Origin of the sequence: Pontibacter chinhatensis (assembly GCF_900113285.1) — a bacterium.
Lineage (GTDB): Bacteria > Bacteroidota > Bacteroidia > Cytophagales > Hymenobacteraceae > Pontibacter > Pontibacter chinhatensis.
Window position 1 is genome coordinate 119,902 of the sequence record NZ_FOOT01000007.1, and the last position, 15,518, is coordinate 135,419.

A 15,518-nucleotide genomic window follows, 5' to 3' on the forward strand; every position below is an offset into this window, starting at 1 on the left:
TTGAAAAAAAATGAATGGCGGGCTTTAGACAAGTTGCCGCTGCTCCGGATTCCTCGCCCGGGGCTCTATACTTTGCAGATTCGCCATCCGCTGCTGCGCCTGAAGCTACTGGTAAAAACAGAGTATAAAGCTGTGATTATTTCCAAACCTGAAAGAGTAGAGGCAAGCGTAAATTGCTGATTTATACTTTATAGCCTGGCCCAGGGGCTGAGGCCCGCCGCCCTGATCTTAAAGTATAAAAGCAGCAGGTAGGTTATGTCGAAAATGAAGATGCTCACATACAGCAGGTTCAGAAAGTAGGAGTGAGGGAAGTATAAGTATAGCAGTATGGAAGGAAACACGGTGCCAATCATTTTGCACAGTGCAATATAAATCGACTGCCCCTCGTGGCTGTTCCGCTTCAGCAGCAGCTGAACAAAAAGTATGGACATGAGCAGGTTCTGGCTAAAGGCCGCATACACCCCGTTCAGGTCGTTGAGCTCGCGCGACAGCAGCAAAATAAACAGGAAAGACAGGAGCAGGGTGAGCAGGAAAGTAGGGTAGAAGAGGCTTCCAGGCAGATGCTTCGGAAACGCCTTTCTTCCATAGGTCAGGTACTGCACCAGAATGCCGGCGTCCAGGGCGAGCCAGGCATAATCGATGTAGAGCTGCGGTTTGCTGTGCGGGTGCACGAAGGAGAAGATAAACTCCCACGAGAGGTTCGCGCAGAGCGCCACCACCGGCATGCCGTAGCTTTTGTCGAGAAAGCCCCGCCGCAGGATGAGCAGGTACGTCAGCGACCAGAAGATACCACTGCCTACCTTCAGGATGACATCTACGGTGGGGTCTACATGAAGCGGGTCCTGTAGCATGGTGTTCGTTTAAAGTATAGATAAACGGTTTTTTCCCTGTTGCAGCGTAATCAGGTTCCGGCGCTTGTGCCGCATCACTAGCAGCTTATACTAGTTGCCGCCGTTGTTGTAGGGCTGCTCTTCCGAAAGTTTAAGAGGAGCATGTTAGATGCTTACGTAATGTTTCAGCAGTTTTGTAGCTGGTTGTTGGTAAAAGAACCGATAGCGGCGTAAGTATTTATATAAACATGAAGAATGGGTGATTCAACAAATATTTGTTTGGCTTGTGGCTGCTGTTGCGATGGTACCATGATTGGTTTTGTACAGCTCGACCCGGAAGAGTTGCCTGTGTTGAGAGATTTAGTGGATGTTGAGAATGGAAATGGGGAAGGGTTCCTTCTTCATCCTTGTCAAAAATATTGCGATGGTTGCACAATCTATTCCAGAAGGCCGAAACAATGTGCCCTTTTCAAGTGCGAACTCCTGAAATCTGTCGAGCAAAAGGAGCTGGATTTTGATTTGGCTGTTCAAATAGTCGATGAGCTTAAACAAAGAAGGATCGCTATAGAAGAAAAGCTGGCGCTACTGCAGATCGAACTTCCATACCAATCCTTTTACTTCAAAATGGTCGGATTGAAAAACCTGTTTCAAAAAAGCGAGCCCGCATCATTAACGCAAAACCACATAGATTTGAAATCGGATCTCGAGCAGCTTGATAGTCTGTTGTCAGAAAGATTTGGCGTACCTATACTCTAAATAGAGAATTGGCAGATGAATCAGTGACCTAACCTTATCACTACTTTTACTGCGACAATCCCGCTTGTATGCCGACTACTTGAACATAAAACCTGGTGTGGGGGTTTAGAGGGAAGCAACTGGGAGTGGTAGTAACGCGCCAAAGCACCACGCCATAACAAATGTGGTGTGGCATTTTTAAAGTAAATTTGAGCCGCTTATTTAATGGGCTTATCGCAATACAACTATTATGGAAGACAATAAAGTGCTGAGTTATATTGAGGATGTGTTAGAAAACATGCCAGCTGACTGGTTGAGGTTAACAACGCATCGACTGGATATTTATAAGGAACAACTGGCGAAAACTGAATTCCTGGAGCAGTTTGAAAGCCTGTTTAAAGACCGTAATGCGGAGACAGCTGCACTCAGTGCTTTACCCACTGCCTTCGATTACATCCGGTTGGGCCACCCCTTATCATCGGTGCTCGAGTGGGCCATTGCCAGCTTACACGGGCTAAAACCGGATCATGTCATCAGCTTCTCCTCCCGGACGATGCCTGTTTTGGCCGTGCTAAGGAAAAACTTACTGGCGCAGAAGAACACCCGCATCGTGTATACCGGTGCCTTACCCGATTTTTTTGACGCGGAAGTACTAAAGCGTGTGTATGGCTATACGTTTGACTTAGAGCATGTTGATAAAATAGAGGAGGTTTCTGCGTTTGACGGCAGCACTGTTTTCTATTCACAGGATGATGAAGTGGGGCACGCTACCCTTACGCCTCAAATTGACTTTTATGTGAGTGTGCATGCGCAGCTCGGAAGTATAATTTTGGTAAATGGCGAGGAGAACAAAGGCTACATCTCAGAAATTCAGCATGTAAGAAGGAGAGAGAGCATTGCCATGACGCCGGCCAATTGTTTCGCTGCCCTGCAGCAGCTGGTTGGAAAGCCTTCTTCCGATAAAGAGAAGGGCAATGCCGCCGCTAACAAAGCACAGGTTCAGGACTTGATAAAAGGAATTACCGGCACAGCTACGAAAGCGCTGCTTGGTTCCTCCGGGCTGTCTACGCAGTATGCGATCATGATGGGCCTTGTTCACGAGGCCCTGGAAAAACACCCGGGAAAAGCCATCAAATTTGTTGTTCCGCCAAACTGTTATGGCGGCACAAACGACCAGGCAAGGCGGGTAGCTGCCGCTCTGGATAATGTGGAAATAGTGGACCTGCTGGTGGATGGGGAACATGAGATGGTGCGAAGTATAGATACGGTGCTGGAGGAAATCGCTCGCCAGGATGCCGTGCCCTATATTATTGCTGAGATCCCGACAAACCCGAGAGTCGAGGTTCCGGATCTTGCAAAGTTAAGGGAGGTGCTAAGCAAAGCGCGTAGAACTGCCGCCGGCGATGTTGCGGTTGACCCGGTTTTCATTCTGGATCAGACCTTCTGCCCGAATGTACAATTTGTAAGCAAAGACGGGATTCTCTCTTCGATCAGGACCATTTCGTACGTGAGCGGATCGAAATTCCCGAGTGGCGGAAAAGCGACAGCCGGTTACTGTGTAGCAAATGCAAAGGCGGAAGCCTTGCTGGAGAAGATTGAAAAGCACCTGAGGCTTTGCGATAATGAGGCGACGGACCATCAGGTAGAGATGCTGGCAGAGCAACTGCCTTCCATGAACCAAAGGATTGCAGATGCCTACAGGAACACGCGCGAGTTTGTAAACTTTATAAAAGATACGTTGCCGGAGGCGAAGATCAACTTTGTTTCAGAGGAACTGGCAAAAGAAGGATTTACGCCGTCCGTGTTTTCACTGGATCTACCTACGAAGGGGAATACGCATGAGGAAAGAGAAACCTACAAGCGGGCGTTAAATGATAAATTGATCAACATGATGATCAGTCAAATCCCCCATGAAAGTAAATACTGTGTGAGCTATGGCCAGCTAAAGGGCTGTTACTGGACGATACCTGCCACCTCCACGCAAGGAACGACCAAGGAAGCTGACAAAGATTACATTGCCCGGGTATCCCTGTCTCCCGATCTGGATCTGGAACTACATAAAAAAGTGTTCAAAGACTTTGTAGAGCAGATGTAAGGCTGGAGGTGGTAGTGTAGTACCAGAACCAATTGAAACAGTGTGTTACCCGCTTAGGCGATGTGATGTAGCGGCTAACGGCGTTTTAAGGCTATAACAGTTGGAAGCTCACAAAGTATAATTTGCCTTGGTCCCTGAATTTATACTTCCTCCTTGTGTACTTTATACTTGCTGGAGCCTTTTCATACTTTGGAACAGGTCGGAAGATCCTCCAAGGCAAGTATAAACTTGACGAATAGCGTAGCGCGAGCGTCCGCTTGTGTCAGGGGTGGAAAGAGTAGGTGACTGACTGAGTTGTTTTCATTTATACCTATAAAGCAATATAGAAGTAAAACTATTTTTTTATAACTTGTAGTATTAGGGGTAATAAAGTCATTAGTAAGTTTAATTATATGAATTTCACTTCTAGAGAAATTGTAGTAGGAGTTGTATCTAGCATTATAGCCTCTCTCATCCTTTTTGTAGTAATTCCAATAATCAAAAAAGGTAGTAGCTGGGTGATTAAGCGAATCACAGAACAGAATTACAGATTAAGAAATTCTCTCTACAGCTATGCGGCGCAGAGAAACCTTCCTTACTCAACTGATCTACATTTTTTAATGCTGCTTATCCTTTTTTCTGTTTTAACAGTCCTTACCTACATAGAAGATCCAAGCTCAATTGAGCAGCTTAATCTTGTGCAAATCTCCAATAGAGCTGTATTCTTATATGTTTTCAATTTTTTTATTATAATATATTTTGCGTTTAGGTTAACTCTTAGGCTGAAGGTAGGAGATATTATAAGAAGATTTGATAATACTATTCGCTTAATTAAGCCTTATACTTCAGAGAATGAAATCTACCAAGTAGAGAGACAGTGGGTCTTAATGAGGTCTTATGAAGATTCTTTAAAAGTTAAAAGTCACTTAAAGATGCTTATAGAAGAAGCCGATAGGAAAGCTTCAAAAAAAGATTCAGCCATTATGTAAAGAGTTATAATCATAAGCCTGAAGCTCTTTAAAGCCATTGTTGGTGTTCTCACCAACGATGCAAAACAGCATTGAATAAAAAAGCCCTTCATATATAACATCTGCAGGGCTTATACTTTGGCTAGTGTCAAACCGAAACGAATGTTACCTGATTGAGATTTGAGACCAACACTTCTACCAATCCACTGGCCTGAAGATGATTACAACTTAATTTAATTCGCCAACTCGAAACGCGTTACCAAAAACTGAAAGGGCATAGTTTCTGCTAACTGGCTTTCAAAAGTATGGTTGTATCGGAAGACGAGGGTCGTGGAAAACAGCCGCAGGAAGCGCAGGTCGATGAGCAATTCTGCTCCGGTGCTATTCAGATTCCCCTGCTGCGCTACTAATCTTACATCGGAGTAGTCGTAGAAAACATTGGTGCGGAAACGCTGCAGAAAAGCCACTGGTCCCAATGCGATATCCGGGTACCAGACAGGGAATTCATAGTTAGCGGACACTACCGCTATTTCCCGGAAAGGGTCAGGCTTATACCCGCGCGGCATCACAAAATCATCGGCGAAGCGATACGTTTGCTGTACTGCTTCCTTTTTCCAGGCCCCCCGGAGTTTAAAGGAGTGTGTCCGGCCGAAACCGGGAAAGAATAGCGCACCGCCAGCCACCATTCGCTCCGGAACATCTTCAAATGCTTTCTGATACTCAAACCTGGCGACCTGCCCCCAACGCGGCTGTACCTGCTGGCGCGCCCGCTGCAACAGTCGAGAAAAAGTTAGGGTGCTGCGGAAGCTATTGAAGTCCAGCCTGTCAGCACTGCTTTCCTGACCGTCAGGTTCGTCAAAGGCTACATCGTAATGCGCAAGTGCTCCCCCCACTTCCAGATTGGTGTGGTATTTCCCTTGCGTGAGCCGGAACGGTACTCTGGCTCCGGCTGAAACATACCTTTCCGTCCACTCCTGGTCTCTTACGTCCGCTTCATTGGCTTCCCGTATCTCTGCCTTTCGGCGCGTCCGGAGGCCATACTCTACATCCAGAATGGGGTAAAAAGCGGCATAGGCCAGGTTCACCTTTGCTCCCAGCGCATCTTCGTCTGTATTGTAAAAAGTCCCGATCGTGCCGCGCAGGGTACTCATCAGGTTGCGGGTATAGAACTCAACACCGTATTGGTTGTTGCCAAAGGTCGGGAACCAGCCATAGATATTTAGCAAGCCATCAGTCAGCGCGCGGTATTTACGGACCTGGTAGTCGGCAGGAAAAGTCGTGGCAGCCAGGTTTTGCTTCTCCGCTGCGGGAAGTGGTGCCAGGAAAGGATTTTCAGAAACCTGATGCGCAGGTAGCTCGCTCCACAGCTGCGGGTTCAGGTCCGTTTCTTCCAGCTGGTAACCGCGGGCGGTATAGCTGCTGTAAAGCAGCTTTTTGCCATCAGGTGAAACAGTTGGCTCGTAAGCCCCGAACCGCACGGAAGTAACCTGGTATACTTTTCCAGTAGGCTGGTGAAAGGCGTAAATGTTATCGATGCCCGTGTAGCCGCCGGAGAAGTATACGTACTCTCCAAAGGGGTAGGGGCGCGATAGAGGCACATCCGTGAAAGGCAGCAGAACCTCCGTTATGCCGGTTTCGACGTCTGTTTCGATAAGCCGGTTTCCTTCTTCAGTTACTTCCAGGGCTATGATGCTGTTTCCTTCCGACCAACGCGGCTGCGCCAGTTGCGTGCCCACTGCAGCAGGCCACTCCTGCAAGCATTCTCCGGATTCGGCATCGAGGATAACAATCGAGTTCCGTCCGGACTTATCGATGTGCACGGCCACAATCCTGCTCCCGTTGGGCGAGGATGCCGGCGCAAAGTACCGGGTTTTGGAGGTAAGCTTTTTGGTTTTGCCGGTGCGCACGTTGTATGTCTTGATAATGGAGTAATCCTGATTTACCCACCGCTCATCGAACGCGGCCTCAGCCCAGGTGATCAACTCCCCGGCACCTGAAAACATGATATGGTCTTCGGTATACACACCGTACGGGAACAGTTTCTCTTCTTCCCCGTCAGGCGTTATCCGGTAAAAAGTTCTGATTTCATCCAGGGCATCCTTCAGGGCTATCACGGACCCGTCAGGCAGGTAGTGTGCGAAGCGATAATTGGTGTAGTTCGTTCTGCCGGGCTTAGAGACTACCCGCGCCGGTGTCAGGTTTATACGCTCGTCCGTCTGCTGCCAAAGGCTGTCCAGTTCCTGCATGGTTTCTTGGTAGAGCATTTCAGGGCTCAGGCCGGTGTGCTTCCTTAAGCTGCGGGAAAAGGCATACACAGGCAGGAGATGATGGGTATAGTAGAGCACCTCCTGCCAGATGCTATTGCCAAAATCCTGGCGGGCCTTGCTGGTCATGTAAAAGCCGAGGCGGTACGGGTTCGGAACGAAATCCCTGAAAGAGGAAGGGTAATTAAACTTCTCGTAGCCATACCTGAGGCCGGACAAAAGCAGCGCGCGGGTCTCCATATGGAAACGCGGCAACTGTCCCCGCCCGGCGTTGGTTAAAGCTGTCTCTGTGACCACGGCATCCCCCTCCCGGAACCACAGAGGCTGGTTGACCAGCGCATTCAGCAGCCACCCTGTCTGGCCCATCAATACCTTAAAAGGTAGCGCCGCTCCCCGGTTGGCCATATGGAACTGCTGGCTGTGGCGGTACTCGTGGGCGGTGACATACGTGAGCCAGGGCGTGGGACCGGTAAACAGGTTTTGGGGCGGCGTCAGGTATAGCTCGTTTCGCCAGGGCGCTGGGGTGGAAAAGCCTGCCGGCATAGCAGACTGGTTCTGCAGAATGGTGGTAACGCGTTTGGTTCGACCGGTGCCAACCAAGCTGCTGTCGTGGCGCTGCTGCCAGGCCATGATACCCGCGACGCGGAAGGCCATCGAATCGAGTCCTTTCGGGAAAATAATTCTGCCGGCTGGCGCATCAATCTGCCGCCACTCCATGGACGGCGGGTTGAGGCCAATCTCCTCCTGAGCAGAAGCTTGTAGCGTAAAAAGAAGAAAGCTAAGAAAGAACGTGACGGCCTTGCGCATACTCCTGATGTTTACTCCCTAAGTATAAACTTCGAACGCAGGAATGGTGCTTATAGATTTGTGGATAGCTGTACCAGGCGCAGCCTTAGCATTTCTTTGAGCCAGATAACAGGGTTGTGGTTGCGGTTGGCCTGCTACGTGATAGAAAAGCTCATGTAGTTCATGTTTTATATTAACAGCCGGGAAGAACTTTGCTAACGCTCTTATTTATCTATTTAAGGTACCTTATTTAAAGTATAATCCCTCGTAAAATCATTATACACAAAGCGGGTGTTTCTCTTTTGCGGTTTGCTGCACAGGAAATGGCCTCCCTCTCCCTTACTAAAATAACTATTCAGAACGCTATTAAAGTTGCTTCTCCTCTCACATTGGCGTTGAAACAGTTGGTTATGAATTCAAATTTCTGTCATAACAGCTACTTTTAGCCTTCCCAGGAGTATCTTATCTCCTCCCAATTCCTGCTCGCCCAGATGAGCAGATGAACCTGTGTTTAACACCAGCACATCCCGTAACAGCCGGTACACCACCCTGAGCCTATCGTTAGCCTGCCGCTCTGGCAGGAGTCACCGCGTGCTATTGGAAGACATACGACATGAATCGTTATAGCTATGAAAATAAAAATACTTTCGTCAGGGCTACAGCTACTGCTGTGTCTGATTTCTTTTACAGTTTTAGCCCAGCAGCCGAAGCTGGAGTGGGCCCAGCGCTGGAACAGCGAGGGCAACGTGTACGAGTCTGCCGTAGACGTTGCTGTGGACGCAGCAGGCAACAGCTACGTAACCGGCACAAGTGCAGGAACGACCGGCCCCTCCGGAATACTCACCATCAAATATTCCCCTACTGGTGAGCAACTGTGGGTTAAGTTTGATGAAGTCTTCTTCCACGACCCTATTCTCCTTGCGGTTGATAACCAGGGCGGCGTTTATCTTACCGGCAGTATCGTGGATTCTACCATTGAAGTTGGCGAAGGAGGACAAAGCGTCATTGTTGATATTCTGACTGTCCGTTACGATGCCGTCACCGGCGAGCAAACCTGGGCCAGCCGCTTCGGAACCGTAGGCGACAATGATAGTCCAAGGGCTATAGAGGTTGATAACAAAGGCGGCGTTTATGTAACCGGAACCAGCTCTGTTTTTGATGTGGCTAACAATTTCACTACCATCCGTTACGATGCCGCTACCGGAGCGCAAACCTGGGTCAGTCGTTATGATAGCCCAGGCGACAATCAGGATTTTGCCGTGGATCTGGCCATCGATGATCAGGGTGGCGTCTATGTTACCGGGAATAGCTCCAGAGGTGACACCACCGTATACATTTCGACAGTCCACTACGATGCTGCTTCCGGTGCGGAGTCTTGGACTAATCTTTACGATGTACCCGGCAGTAATGAGGGAGCTAGTGCCATTGCTGTTGACAACCAAGGGGGAGTATACGTTACTGGAGAACAAAGGAGCAACGACTTTTCTGTTGTCGATTTTATAACTTTTCGCTTAGAGGCCACTTCCGGAGAAAGGGCGTGGGCCAGCAATTTTGATGGGCCCAATGGTAACTTTGATTCGCCCATCGACATTGCGGTTGATAACCAGGGCGGCGTCTACGTCACCGGCAATAGCACCAGCAGCGATTTTGCAAACAGAGACTACGCCACCGTTCGTTACAACGCGGCAACAGGCGAAGAGACCTGGGCTAGCTTCTACAACAGTTCCGAAAACAGCTCTGACCGGGCTACTGCCCTTGCCGTGGATACGCTGGGAGGTGTTTTTGTGACGGGCTTCAGCAATAACAGCGAACAAACAAACCAGGATTACGCCACCATCCGTTACGATGCCACAACGGGCGAGCAAAGCTGGCTCAGCACCTACGACGGCCCCCGTGAGTTGCCAAATGAAAGCCCCGACCTGGCCAGAGACATTGCCATAGATAATCAAGGTGGGGTTATAGTTACAGGCGAGAGCTACGCCGACTACGGCACAGTACGCTACGATGCTACGACAGGTGAACAAGTATGGGCGCAGATTTACAACGTCAGGGAAAACCTGAATGAATTTGCCATAGCAGTGGCCGTAGACGCAGAAGGAAACAGCTATGTAACAGGCATCAGAAAAGTAGGCTTCGGTTGGGTAGTTACAGTTAAGTATACTCCTTCCGGTGAAGAGTTGTGGGTAGCCCAGTTTAGTTTCGATAGAACCAGTGGCATCGCTGTAGATAACCAGGGCGGAGTTTATGTAACCGGGGTATACTTCAATTTAGATAACTTCTCCTACGATTACGCTACCATCCGGTATGATGCTGCAACGGGCGAACAAAGCTGGATTAGCTTCTACAACGGGCCTGCTATAAACTTTGCTGATCATGTCAGGGCTATTGCTGCTGACAGTGCCGGCGGCGTCTACGTCACGGGTTTCAGTTATAACGAAGACTTCACCACCGACTATGCCACCGTGCGTTATGAGGCGGCAACCGGCGAGCAAACCTGGGCCAGTCGCTACAGCGGGCCGGAGGGCACAAGTATGGATTCAGCTGCTGCTATTACGATTGATGAACAAGGTGGCGTCTATGTAACTGGCGTCAGCGCGATCGACAGCACCAACACTGCCTTTGCCACCGTGCGCTACGAAGCCTCAACGGGAGAGGAGAATTGGGCGAGCCGTTACGACAAGGCAGGCAGCGCGGATGTTGCCACTGCCATCACAACAGATAATGCGGGTGGTATTTATGTTACCGGGTATAGCGGAAGCGCGGATGGCGGGTTTGATTTTACTTCCGTCCGCTACAATGCAGCAACAGGCGCAGAGAGTTGGGTCAGCAACTATAGTGGGCAAAACAGCAGCGACGACAGAGCCATTGCCATTGCCGCAGATACGGCAGGAGGTGTCTATGTTACCGGCACCAGTATAGCAGGCAACACCAGCGATTACGCCACGCTCCGTTACGATGCGGCTACCGGCGAAGAATGTTGGGTCAGCCGCTACGATGGCTCCACCAGTAGCAGAGACTCTGCCGCCGCTATAGCCGTCGACAACGCTGGCGGCGTTTACGTGACAGGAGTTAGCTACGATGCGAACCAGCAGGGCGACTTTGCCACCGTGCGCTACGACGCCACTACCGGAGAGCAAGTATGGGCAGAGCGCTATGGCAGCCCGCAAAGCCAGGAAGATGTGGCAGTAGACATGGCGTTGGATAGGGAAGAGAACCTCATCATCACCGGCTATAGTTACAGCCCTGAAACGCTTTATGACTTTCTCACTGTCAAATACAGCCAGTGCCTGCCTCTGGCCAAGGCGAACATCACAGGCAATACCAATGCGGCCGTGGGTACCAGCAACTCCGCCTACTCCATCTCCACCCTTGGGGCAACATCCTATACCTGGGCCATTACCGACATCGACGGCAATGCTTATACTGATTTCAGGGGCCAGGGTGCAGGCGCCATCATAGTGGACTGGCCGGAGGAGCCAAATGTCTACAAACTTAGCGTCGTGTCTGGTGCAGCGGAAAGCTGTGAGGCCCAAACATCAGTGCGCTATGTCCACGTCTACGATTCCGAAGCCGGGTATGTCTCCGGCGGAGGTTGGAGCGACTCCCCAACCAATGCCGGGTACGAACTCATGCGACAGGGCGGAATGCTTTACTGGGGCTTTGTAGCCAGGTATACGGGTGAAGAAAGGGTGCAGGGATCAACCCTGATGATTCTGGATACTGGTCCCGCTATCTTCCGCAGCACCAGCGTGGAGGACGGTTCGCTGGTGATTTCGGGAAACAGGGCCTTCTTTAAGGGTACAGGTATCCTATTCCATCAGCGGGGCTTAGACTCCGACAGGGACGATCGCCAATTCGGCTACCTTATCGCCGCCACCGACGGGCAACTTGGCTTTAGCTCTAGTCCTGACCAACTGCGGCTCAGAGTATGGGTGATAGAGGAGGATGGAACCGAGGGCGCGGTAGTTTACGACAACCAGGTGGGCTGTTCTTCTGCCAACTTGGATCTCAATGCTCCGGCCTGTAGCGCTATTGACAGGGGCGACATTATCATCAACAAACCGCGGTCCAATAGCCTGAGCAGTGCCATCTCACAAAACGCTGTGGTAGAGTCGGCCACCCAAGACTTGCAGGCATATCCGACAGCCTTCTCTGGCCGCACCACTCTTTCTTTTGCAACTGCCAGCGAGGCAGGATATACGTTGGAACTCTACGATCTGAAAGGGGCGTTGGTGCGATCTATTGCCGCCGGGCAGACAGAAGCCGGCAAGCGGTACGAACACGAACTGAGCGCAGACGGCCTGTCGAGAGGCATGTACCTGGTTCGTTTAAGCACCGGGGATGAGGTACAAGCAGTGAAAGTGGTTGTAGAAAGATAAGGTCATACTTTCCCTTTGAAACCAAAAAAGCCCTGCAGATGAAAGTCTGCAGGGCTTTTGTACCTTGGGCCGGAGTCGAACCGGCACGAGTGTTACCTCATTGGTGTTTGAGACCAACGCGTCTACCGATTCCGCCACCAAGGCATCTCCTTTCTGTTAGGAACGGGATGCAAACTTAGATAATGTTTCCTGAATACGCAATAAATATTTCTTCTTCAGGTAATAAGTTTTTACCTCCTGCAGGGCCTCGTCTTTTGTAATGCCGTGTAGCTCAGGGTAGCGCTGCAGCACCGGCAGCACATCATTATCCAGTTGAGCCACCAAGCCGGCAGTTTTCTCGCCAATCTCGTGCAGCTTGCCGGCATCAAAGTCAAACTCCAGTTCCATCAGCTCCTCGTTAATATCCATCATCTCCATCAGGAAATCGCCCGGAAGCTCGTTTTTGCCGCCTTCCTCCAGCAGCCCGTGCTCTTTCAGGATGTACTGCATGCGCAGGTCCGGGTCGGAGAGGGTACGGTAGGCGTTGGTGTTCTGGGTGCTCAGCTGCAGAATCTCCTGCTGCTTCTCCTGCGGCTCGTTGGCGAAGAAGTCAGGATGGTACTCGCGGCTGAGTTTGTAATAGGTGTTTTTCAGCGCCTTCTCGTCAAGTATAAAGCTTTCGGGTATGTTATAAAATTCGAAGTAGTTCATAGGTACAGTTAACAGTTATCAATAAACAGTTATCAGGTATACGTAGCAAAGGTACAGCAAAAGAGCCAGGATTGTTTGAAAGGAAAGGTATAGCTTTCTAACCTGATGACTGAAAACTGTTAATTGTTAAATGCTCACTGAACTGTACGACCAGGCCTCGGGCTTAGCGGCAAAAAGGGTTTTGGTGGCCGGCCATACTTGCCCGAACAGCTCCGAGCCGCGGTAGTTATTCAGGTGCTCCTCGGAGTCCCAGAGGCTGTAGGTGCTGAATACGTTGGGCTGGTGCAAATCCTGCAGCAGTTCCACATGCTGGCAGCCTTCAAAAGCGCGTATCTTATCTTTCGAGTTACGGAAGATCTCCAGAAACTCCTCCGTTTTCTCCGGCTTAAACGTCATCCGGACAATGCGAATTAGCATAATTTTGAGTGAGTGAATGAGTGATTGAGCGAATTTCAGTTTTTTGATGCGCTTTTCCTAGCTTTCGCCATCACCGACAGGATTTCTGTCGTTTCCCTTTTAAGCGTAACCACCTTTGCCTCAGTGGTAGTACCAGACTCAGCAAGTAGCTCCAGCCAGAACAGGGTCTCGTCTGCTTCCTCAATCACAATGCTCAACTTCGAATGAAACTCTGCTGATGATCTGGATCTGCAAGCCGCCCGGTAATTGGCTGCCACGGATGTTGCTGAACGAAGTAGTTGCCGCTTCATGATAGTTGCCTCCTCCGTTTTAGGCAAGTCCTTTGAGAACAGGATAACATCCAGCGCCAACTGCTTTGTGCGCTGCCGGAACCGCTCTACAAATTGTTGCTTTTCTGCTTGTCGAGAGTCCTCCATCAAGATTCACTCATCCACTCAATCACTCATTCAAAATTCGCAAGCTAGCTTCCCGGATAAAAGCGCACGTCCACCTGCGAGTCGAAGCCGAGGCCGAGGAGCTCGGCGGCGTGGCCCTTGTTGATGCCGATGCAAAGTAGGCCCTGGCTGTTGTAGGTGCAGCAGCAGTCGCCGTCGTCCACCTGGTTATAGTTGGGGTAGATGCGCCCGATGGCTTCGCGGCCGAAGTGAATGGTGAAAGTACGGCCATGCGCAATCGTCTCAACGCTGTCGCGGGTGATGTCAGTGATGAGGTTGCCGTAGCGGTCCACGTGAATGACGTGGCCGGTGATGGCATGGTCGCCGAGGCGGAGCTGCCGGTTAAACAGCTGCCGGATGTTGTTGGTGCGGTCGCCGAGCACGTCCAAATCGCCGCCCTTGGCCAGAAACACAGCGGCGGGCGCCAGTAGGTCCTTTTCCGGGGATGGCGTATAGGGGATGTCAGTTTTAAGCTCCACCACCACCTCAGGCTGCCCGTCTGTCAGCAGCGAGAGCAACCCGTTGTCGGCGAGCAAAAAATAGTGGCCTTTATAATTTGTAGCATGATATTTGCCCTTTTTACAACCGTGCGTGTCTACAGCCAGTATATGCACGGTACCTTCCGGAAAATCCCGGAACACGGCTCCGAAAACATACTCGGCATGAGCGATGTTGTAGGGCTCTATGGCGTGCGTGATGTCCACCACCTGCACCTGCGGGTCCAGCGAAAGGATTTTGGCTTTAACGGCGGCCACATAGTGGTCCCGGTACCCAAAATCCGACAGAAACGTAATTACAGCCATACTACGAACTATAATTTGAGTAGATTTGTATTAATAATACTGATTTTATTTAAATTAAAGAAAATATTCTTAACCTGCTATATACGAGGGTAAACATTTGGTAGAGAAAGTAATAACCTTAGAGAATATCTCTCTCATTGATTTCCTGGGCACAGAGAACCAGAACATCAAACAGCTTGCCGCGGCATTTCCGAGCAGCAAGATTATTTCGAGAGGTAACGAGATAAAAATCCAGGGGCAGACTCCTGAGATAACCAAAATTCACGAAATCCTGTCTTCGCTGATAGACCATTATCATAAGTTTGGGAAGATTACGCATAACAGCGTAAATAGATACCTTGGCACAGATTCTGTTACCGAGGAGGAGGTAATTATTACCTCTCCGGACGTGATTGTGTACGGCAGCAAGGGCGGCGTTATAAAGGCCAAAACCCCTAACCAGCAGAAGCTGGTGGACGCGGTGGAGAAAAACGACCTGGTGTTCGCGCTGGGCCCCGCCGGTACGGGTAAAACCTATATCTCGGTGGCCCTGGCAGTGCGCGCACTCAAGAACAAGGAGGTCAAGAAGATCATCATCTCCAGACCAGTGGTAGAGGCGGGCGAGAGCCTGGGCTTCCTGCCCGGTGACATGAAGGACAAGGTAGATCCCTACCTGCGCCCGATTTATGACGCCCTGGAGGACATGATCCCGGTGGAGAAGCTGAAATATTACCAGGAGAACAAAATCATTGAGATAGCGCCGCTGGCCTACATGCGCGGCCGCACGCTGAACAATGCCTTTGTGCTGCTGGATGAGGCGCAGAACACCACACCGGCCCAGATGAAGATGTTCCTGACCCGTATGGGCCCCAACGCCAAGCTGATGGTAAACGGCGACTGGTCGCAGATAGACCTGCCGCGCAACCAGCGCTCCGGCCTGATGGAGGCGCTCAACATCCTGCGCGGCGTCAAGGGCATCGGGTTCGTAGAGATGACCGCCGAGGACGTGGTGCGCCACCGCCTGGTACGTGACATCGTGAACGCCTACACCAAGCTGGACGAAGAGCGACGCGCTGCCCGCGAGGAGGCCAAAGCCGCTGAGACAGGTGAGCCTGTAAAAGTGAACGGACGCCCCCGGAAGCAGCGCGTAGAAGAATAG

The 15,518-nt window shown here is 50.5% G+C and carries 12 protein-coding genes and 1 tRNA gene; 6 read left to right on the forward strand and 7 right to left on the reverse strand.

The window, feature by feature from the left end; genetic code table 11:
- The gene (locus BM040_RS21610) at positions 1–180 is read left to right on the forward strand and encodes a hypothetical protein (RefSeq protein WP_139217848.1); all 180 of its coding nucleotides are present in this window, start codon (positions 1–3) and stop codon (positions 178–180) included.
- A gap of 8 nt (positions 181–188) precedes the next feature.
- Here the strand turns inward: BM040_RS21610 and BM040_RS18165 are convergent, their stop codons facing one another.
- Entirely contained in the window at positions 189–851 is a 663-nt protein-coding gene (locus BM040_RS18165; RefSeq protein WP_092104541.1) for a transmembrane-type terpene cyclase, read from the reverse strand.
- A gap of 234 nt (positions 852–1,085) precedes the next feature.
- Between BM040_RS18165 and BM040_RS18170 the strand changes: the two genes are divergently transcribed.
- The 3 genes from BM040_RS18170 (at position 1,086) to BM040_RS18180 (ending at position 4,628) form a co-directional block, all read left to right on the forward strand.
- Complete coding sequence (locus BM040_RS18170) at positions 1,086–1,586, forward strand: YkgJ family cysteine cluster protein (RefSeq protein ID WP_139217849.1); 501 nt, start codon at positions 1,086–1,088, stop codon at positions 1,584–1,586.
- Between the two features lie 229 nt (positions 1,587–1,815).
- Positions 1,816–3,660, forward strand: a complete 1,845-nt coding sequence (locus BM040_RS18175; RefSeq protein ID WP_092104545.1) for a PLP-dependent transferase — start codon at positions 1,816–1,818, stop codon at positions 3,658–3,660.
- 392 nt (positions 3,661–4,052) lie between these two features.
- Positions 4,053–4,628: a hypothetical protein gene (locus BM040_RS18180; protein WP_092104547.1), complete on the forward strand. Its 576-nt coding sequence runs from the start codon at positions 4,053–4,055 to the stop codon at positions 4,626–4,628.
- Between the two features lie 212 nt (positions 4,629–4,840).
- On the opposite strand, the gene BM040_RS18185 is transcribed toward BM040_RS18180, so the two are convergent.
- Entirely contained in the window at positions 4,841–7,678 is a 2,838-nt protein-coding gene (locus BM040_RS18185) for a TolB family protein (protein WP_092104549.1), read from the reverse strand.
- Positions 7,679–8,286: 608 nt separating this feature from the next.
- On the opposite strand from BM040_RS18185, the gene BM040_RS18190 reads away from it, so the two are divergent.
- Positions 8,287–12,036 (forward strand): SBBP repeat-containing protein, encoded by a 3,750-nt coding sequence (locus tag BM040_RS18190; protein WP_092104551.1) that lies wholly within the window; start codon positions 8,287–8,289, stop codon positions 12,034–12,036.
- 60 nt (positions 12,037–12,096) lie between these two features.
- Here BM040_RS18190 and BM040_RS18195 read toward each other — a convergent pair.
- The 5 genes from BM040_RS18195 to BM040_RS18215 all read right to left on the reverse strand — a co-directional run bounded on the left by BM040_RS18195 (position 12,097) and on the right by BM040_RS18215 (position 14,380).
- Positions 12,097–12,180: transfer RNA gene (locus tag BM040_RS18195), tRNA-Leu, on the reverse strand.
- Between the two features lie 12 nt (positions 12,181–12,192).
- On the reverse strand, positions 12,193–12,726 hold the full coding sequence (gene hscB / locus BM040_RS18200; protein WP_092104553.1) for a Fe-S protein assembly co-chaperone HscB: 534 nt from the start codon (positions 12,724–12,726) through the stop codon (positions 12,193–12,195).
- Between the two features lie 126 nt (positions 12,727–12,852).
- Positions 12,853–13,143 carry a putative quinol monooxygenase gene (locus BM040_RS18205; protein WP_092104555.1) on the reverse strand — a complete coding sequence of 97 codons (291 nt, stop codon included), beginning with the start codon at positions 13,141–13,143 and terminating at the stop codon, positions 12,853–12,855.
- 35 nt (positions 13,144–13,178) lie between these two features.
- A complete protein-coding gene (locus tag BM040_RS18210; protein ID WP_092104556.1) occupies positions 13,179–13,559 on the reverse strand; it encodes a four helix bundle protein in 381 nt (126 codons plus the stop codon).
- A 44-nt stretch (positions 13,560–13,603) separates the two neighbouring features.
- On the reverse strand, positions 13,604–14,380 hold the full coding sequence (locus BM040_RS18215) for an SAM hydrolase/SAM-dependent halogenase family protein (RefSeq protein ID WP_092104558.1): 777 nt from the start codon (positions 14,378–14,380) through the stop codon (positions 13,604–13,606).
- Positions 14,381–14,477: 97 nt separating this feature from the next.
- Between BM040_RS18215 and BM040_RS18220 the strand changes: the two genes are divergently transcribed.
- Positions 14,478–15,518, forward strand: a complete 1,041-nt coding sequence (locus tag BM040_RS18220; protein ID WP_092104560.1) for a PhoH family protein — start codon at positions 14,478–14,480, stop codon at positions 15,516–15,518.